Raw genomic sequence first — 6,108 nt, forward strand, 5'->3', positions numbered from 1 at the left:
TTACCCAGAGCAAAATCAACATACGTATATATGGGCCCCATAGAGACAAGTGCTCCGGGAATAAGGTGTTGTGTATTAAAATATTCTTTTTTGTATTTATCTACTATCGAATAGTCTATATATGGTTGTATATATTTTATAAATCTTCTGTTAATAGGTATCATATATGCTAATCCCAGAACATAAATATTTCCTTTCGCCGCCACATCATAAGCTGCACCATAAGCAGCCATCTGGAGGATGTCAAGTTTTTCTTTATTATTACCCTGAGCATTATAATTATATGAGATAAACTCTCCTTTAAAATTCCATTTATTATAATCAGCGACTACATGCAGTGCAGTACTAATTCCCCATTTTCGACTATTAAGCTCTTTATTATATATACTTCCTAGTTGTCCGGAAACGCCGAACTCGATATTTTCATTCAATTTATATCGGGCTCTTAAATTGAATTGATCAGATTCTCTGACATTTGCATCCACCAGAGTATTACCGACATAACCTGTAGTAGGAACGACAGCATAAGAATACCTGCCATTGCCAACATCATTATCCAAAGTATTATCCGAAATAAAACCCTTTGGAGCTGCTTGTCTGAAATAAGCAAAATCAAAATGCCATTGACTTAATTGATATGATAAGCCTATCCCCGTATTATACGTATCTTCCAATCCCATATAATAGGGAATCTGAAACCACCACGAATGGGACGCAAAATCTCCTATTCCGAAAGGTTTTTGAAATACACCTCCTTTAATATATAGATTATGATCTATTTGGTATCCGATATAACCATGATGTAAGAAGTGGGCCTTAGAGTCCGGATAGAAACGGTATTGAAAGCTTAAATCAAATCCTGATTTATGGGCATCGGCTGACAAATACCACGTATCGAGTTTTATATACGTATTTAAAGCTTTATTACTTTTTTCATAATTCTCTACTGATGTGTTAAAACGAATTGCTCCACCGAGTTTGAAAAAATCTTCTTTTTGTTGTGCTCTTAAAGAAGATACAAAAATGGTTATAGCGCAAATAAATAATATCCTTTTCATTATCTGACGGATTGATCATAAGAATACCCTCTTTGAAATAATCAAAGAAAATAATCATTTTTGAAATGCTATCTTGCAAAACAAAGGGGCATAACGCTATTAGTTAGAAGTCAATTTTAAACGACTCGATACTACATTATGCGATATTAATAAATAGAATCCAGAGCATAGATACGACTGTATACCAAAGAATTTCGGTCTTGATTTTATTAAATAGTCAACTCTAGATTATTAGAAGATTTTCTCCTAACTGGCGACAAAGTTAACAAAAAACTATAATTACAGAAAGGATTTGCATGAACAATCGGAAAATAAGTTTCATTTTGATAGTACAAATAGGCATATTTTTCAGAAAAACAAAGAGAGATAAGGACACTTTTAAGTAGTTTTTAATTTTGTTGAAAACTATAAATAAACAGAACTGGCAGAATATAAAATCTTACCAGTTCTCACCTATAAAAATTTATATTTTCAGTTATTTATCCGAGTATAAACCTATACTATTTCCCTCACTATCAATGAATGTAGCAAAGTACCCTACCCCTTCGGCTTCAATCTTTGTTTTTGGGATAATTCTTTTCCCTCCGCTTTTCACGATATTATCTAATGCCGTTTCGATACTTTCAACAGAGAAACTTATCAAAACACCATCTTTTGAAGGGTTAAAGTCCGGCGCGTAAGATATAGCTCCGGGACATCTACCTGATTCTTCGGGAAAGAATGCCATTTTCTCATGACCGAAGTCCATAGCGTTAAAACTTATGCCCAGTAATAATTCGTAGAATTTTACAGCTCTATTGAAATCTACAGAAGGGATTTCAAAAAATGCAACTAGCTTTTTCATTTCATTTTTGATTTTTAATGAATAAATATTGACAATACAAAACTAAAAGTTGCATTTCTCTTATACTTGGAAAAAAAGGACATCTATCTTTTAAAGAGAAAAGTAGTCGGAATATGGATCACATATCGCAAGATATTCACCCGGAGTATATCCCGAAAAATGTTTGAATTCACTTATCAAATGCGATTGATCGTAAAACTCACAGATGTATGCAAGCTCTGTAAGATTTGTAGAAGGTTTGGTTTGTAAAATATATAATGCTCGTTGAAAACGGATTATCCGCAAGAATTCTTTAGGATTCAACCCTACATATTCAGTAAAGATACGTTTGAATTGCTTATAACCTAGACAGCTGATACCAGCTAAGGACTCAATTCCTACATGCCCTATATTAACAGCTTTTACTGCGGCTTGCATTCGCCTCAAATTATATTCTTTGGAATCAAAATATTCCTTCTTCAAGAATGATTCAATCATTTGGACGCACACTCTATTATCGTATGTATCCAGAAGTAGTTTACCCAGCTCCAATATTTCAATATTGTCGAGTAAGTCAAGCGCAATAGACTGTTCTTTAAATTCGTACATCGGCTCTTTGAAAAACATGCGTGCTCCAAATGCATGAAACGTAACGCAAATCATATCTGTAATGCCTGACTGAATGAGGTTGGAATATGTAGTAGATTGTCCACTAATAAACATCTGAGGCAAAAAAGTACTTTTACCTTCAATTGATAAAGGATTGCCCCGATGAAAGAATAGATTGATATTCCCTGTCGGTATTACACCTTGCACATGATTTGCCGCATTTGCTTTTAAGAACCAATAGTTCTTAATGTAAGGCGACAATTCAATACTTGGCTGTACAATTTCAAAAGAGTCCATCGTACAAAGATAGTTAACCTCAACTTTGCTGAATTGTAAAAAAGGGACATTTATAAGCAAACTGAATCTATCAAAGGAAATCGTCGGTTTTAAATTTTTCTGATCATTTCAAATTGTTTTCCTTTCACTTCAATATTCTTTGCTTTTATGAAATCTGTAATCGAATCACATGATACATCTGTATTCACAATTTTCAGAATCGAATTTTTATTCAAATTTAAAATCTCTTTTAGTAATAGAGATGCAATCCCCTGCCTTCTATATTTTTTGTCAACGGCTAATTGAGTAAGATCTCCCGATATAGATTCGAAAACACAGTATCCGACTATTCGTCCATCGACAAATACTCCCAAACAAATAAAATCATCAACAGCCCGCTGTATAGATTCAAAACTATTCTGCCACGAAGGAGTAAAATCCCAAAATTCAGTAAACAAATCCAATTGATCGGTACTTATCTGTTTAACAGAATATAAAGTATCAGATTCTTTTATGAGATTGCTTATATGCTCATTTGTTTGCATCGAATAATAGAATTCACGAGTTACTTCAAATCCAAGATTTCTGTATACGGAAACAGCTTTCGTATTGTGCTGCAACACTTCCAACAGATATTGGTTAATCCCGGCTTCTCGTAAGAATGGTATAGAATATTCAAAGACCTGAGTAGCTAAACCTTGTCCTCGATATTCTTTCAGAGTTCCTGTTCCCGTATCGTATGCTGTGCGTATTCCGTTGAAGTCTCCAATTCCATTTAAAGTAAATGCAACTATTTTATCTCCATCAAATGCAGCGAACGATAATCCAGGATCAAATCCTCGTCTTTTAAGCATAGTTTGGAGTTGTACCTTATTGATTTGTACTTCATAGTTAGCAAAAGCTTGATCAAATGCTTCATATATTACGCCGAAGTGTATATCTTTCAATGACTTTACTTTCATTTCTTTCATATCTCACTTAATATCATTTTCACTTTTTCATAGCTTCTGCTTTCATATTTGCCGGCATTTTTTCTATAGCGTACCGCAAGGCTGTACGAGGCATTACTGATTTATGTTTCATCACATAATCAAACACTCTTTTCTGATAGGTATCACTTTTTTTCTGTGTTTCGCTCGCTGCTTTCAACATCCAGCCATATCCCTTTTGTACCAGATCATCTTTATCTAAGAGTAATATATCTGCAATCTCAAAAACATCATCTAGAAACAGACCTTTACGGGCAGGAATAATCAATGTAACGGCTGCTGCCCGCTTTACCCAGCGGTTAGAAGATTTTGCCCACTTTTTCAGCTCTGATATATATTCGGGATACATCATTACGAATGTACCGATAGTATGGTTACAGAGGGTATCACAATCAACCCAGTTGGTCACGTAATTGTGCACCCAATATTCGAAAATCTTAAAATCAGCAGATTCATATTGTTTATGTAATGATTCTGCCCAAACACAAGCAACAACCGATTCTTCCAAGTAGCCGGACTTCCACAGCTCTTCGCATAAGTCGAATATCTCCTGTTTAGAAAACCCCTTCATCTGTTTAAGGATCTCTTTAGCTATTTTGCTGACGTCCCCCATTCGCACACCATGTACTTTAGCTGCTTCCCCCTCTTTGAAAAATCGAGAGCTAGTATTAAGTGTACTTTCATCAATACACATTATCAATGACTGACGAACCTTTTCTACTATATTATCCATTTTTTAATGATAAGGAATAAACGATACTAGTTATTTGGTCTTTTAATTTCGTAAAGAACATGCTTGCACAAAGGGTTTTGTTTTTCTATTTTGGGATGATCAAAATACCCTTCAAGATGCATACCGATTCGCTTCATTACTTTTTCTGAATCAATATTTAGAACAGAAGTAAATGATACAACTTTATTGAAGTTTAAAACATCAAAGCCATAATTAAGGCATGCTGTTGCCGCTTCAGTGGCGAATCCCTTTTTCCAAAATTCCTTTCTAAATCTCCAACCTATTTCTACACAAGGCGTAAAATAAGAATCAAAAGCAGGGATGGAGAATCCGGTAAATCCAATAAATTCTTTCGTTGTTTTTTCTTCAACAACAAACAGTCCAAAATTGTGTTTCTTAAAGTGTAACTTAATTCTATCTATAAAATCCAGAGTTTCTGAATAAGATAAAGTCTTAGGAAAAAATCTCATTACCTCCTTATCCATATTCATTGCTGCGAACGGCTCAATATCTGAATCTTTCCAATGTCTTAATCTCAGCCGATCAGTCGTTAAAATATAATCTGTCATTTTCTCTTTTAATATCAATTGATGATGATAGTTATGCTATTCTTTGAAGACAAAATATCTTTTTTTAACTGATATTTATCCGCAATAGATTTGTAAAAACAAAGTTATCATTATTTCAATCCTTAATATCTTTCATGGTAAAAGAAATAAGTACATCTTTATTGTAAAGCTACTGCTCCCATACCAACTTAGCCCGCTTCCGATTGCGAGTCCAGTGCTTATCGGTTTTCACATGACCTTTGCGGACGTATTTGAAAACATTATGCATGAATTCCGAAACGGGATATTCTCCAATATTGCGAGAGACAAAACCAAGTCGGGGACTTTAGGAAAATCAAACATTGATGCATAAAAATTCACTTCTTTTCATGAAAAACATTTATCCATCTGGCGCGCGGCAAAAATAAATAATATTCTTCGATACGTTTATACTCAATAGAGTGAACAGCATAAAGGTTTTCTCCCAAAAGCTCTATATCTCCTAAATCATTCTAAAAACATCTTATTTAAACTTGGATCAAAAAAAGACAGATTATATATAACAGATTCTGAGTAACCCTCTCTTGTAATCTTAGCTATCCATGTAATTACAGATGGACTAGTAACTACATGAGATATATTTATAGATACGTCCGGATATTTGCTCTGTATATCCACAGAAGACGCTGACAAATCTTTAGTCAATATAGCATATTCTACTTCAAAATGTTTTTTATACGGTTCACTCAGGGATCCTGTTCCTACTATATCTTTAGAATCAGCTAAGTCTAGTAATACTCCATCAGCTTTGACAGGAATGCGGCTACCATTAATAGTAACAGAGGTTATGCCAAGTAAATTGTAATCCGCCTTTTGCTCCGGAGCGTTATCTTCACTGCATGAAAAGAAGGTAAAAACGGTAAAAATTAACACAAAACAGTGACACAAACTAACTTTTATATTTTTCATTAGAATCTATTATTTAGTAGTTAACTTTATATCTATAAATTATTGGATCTTAATCCAAGGTTATTTTTTAAAATCGTGCAAAATTAACTATTATTTAGTAAAT

7 protein-coding genes and 1 pseudogene are annotated in these 6,108 nt (G+C 33.9%); all 8 read right to left on the reverse strand.

Annotation, left to right across the window (positions count from 1 at the left end; genetic code table 11):
* On the reverse strand, window positions 1-1,058 hold a 1,058-nt coding region (locus LDB17_RS14910; protein ID WP_393925123.1), incomplete at its 3' end, for a hypothetical protein.
* Between the two features lie 475 nt (window positions 1,059-1,533).
* A complete protein-coding gene (locus LDB17_RS14915) occupies window positions 1,534-1,902 on the reverse strand; it encodes a VOC family protein (RefSeq protein WP_252637505.1) in 369 nt (122 codons plus the stop codon).
* A gap of 90 nt (window positions 1,903-1,992) precedes the next feature.
* Window positions 1,993-2,787: a helix-turn-helix domain-containing protein gene (locus LDB17_RS14920; RefSeq protein WP_252637506.1), complete on the reverse strand. Its 795-nt coding sequence runs from the start codon at window positions 2,785-2,787 to the stop codon at window positions 1,993-1,995.
* Window positions 2,788-2,876: 89 nt separating this feature from the next.
* Window positions 2,877-3,728: a GNAT family N-acetyltransferase gene (locus LDB17_RS14925; protein WP_252637529.1), complete on the reverse strand. Its 852-nt coding sequence runs from the start codon at window positions 3,726-3,728 to the stop codon at window positions 2,877-2,879.
* Window positions 3,729-3,756: 28 nt separating this feature from the next.
* Complete coding sequence (locus tag LDB17_RS14930; protein ID WP_252637508.1) at window positions 3,757-4,488, reverse strand: DNA alkylation repair protein; 732 nt, start codon at window positions 4,486-4,488, stop codon at window positions 3,757-3,759.
* A 26-nt stretch (window positions 4,489-4,514) separates the two neighbouring features.
* Window positions 4,515-5,057 (reverse strand): GNAT family N-acetyltransferase, encoded by a 543-nt coding sequence (locus tag LDB17_RS14935; RefSeq protein ID WP_252637510.1) that lies wholly within the window; start codon window positions 5,055-5,057, stop codon window positions 4,515-4,517.
* A 169-nt stretch (window positions 5,058-5,226) separates the two neighbouring features.
* Window positions 5,227-5,548, reverse strand: a pseudogene (locus LDB17_RS14940) (RNA ligase family protein); the annotation flags it as partial.
* The gene (locus LDB17_RS14945; protein WP_289781682.1) at window positions 5,544-6,005 is read right to left on the reverse strand and encodes a hypothetical protein; all 462 of its coding nucleotides are present in this window, start codon (window positions 6,003-6,005) and stop codon (window positions 5,544-5,546) included. The pseudogene LDB17_RS14940 and the gene LDB17_RS14945, both read right to left, overlap by 5 nt.
* Window positions 6,006-6,108 lie beyond the last annotated feature (103 nt).

This window comes from Dysgonomonas sp. Shenzhen-Wh21, assembly GCF_043392705.1.
In the GTDB taxonomy this organism is placed as follows: domain Bacteria; phylum Bacteroidota; class Bacteroidia; order Bacteroidales; family Dysgonomonadaceae; genus Dysgonomonas.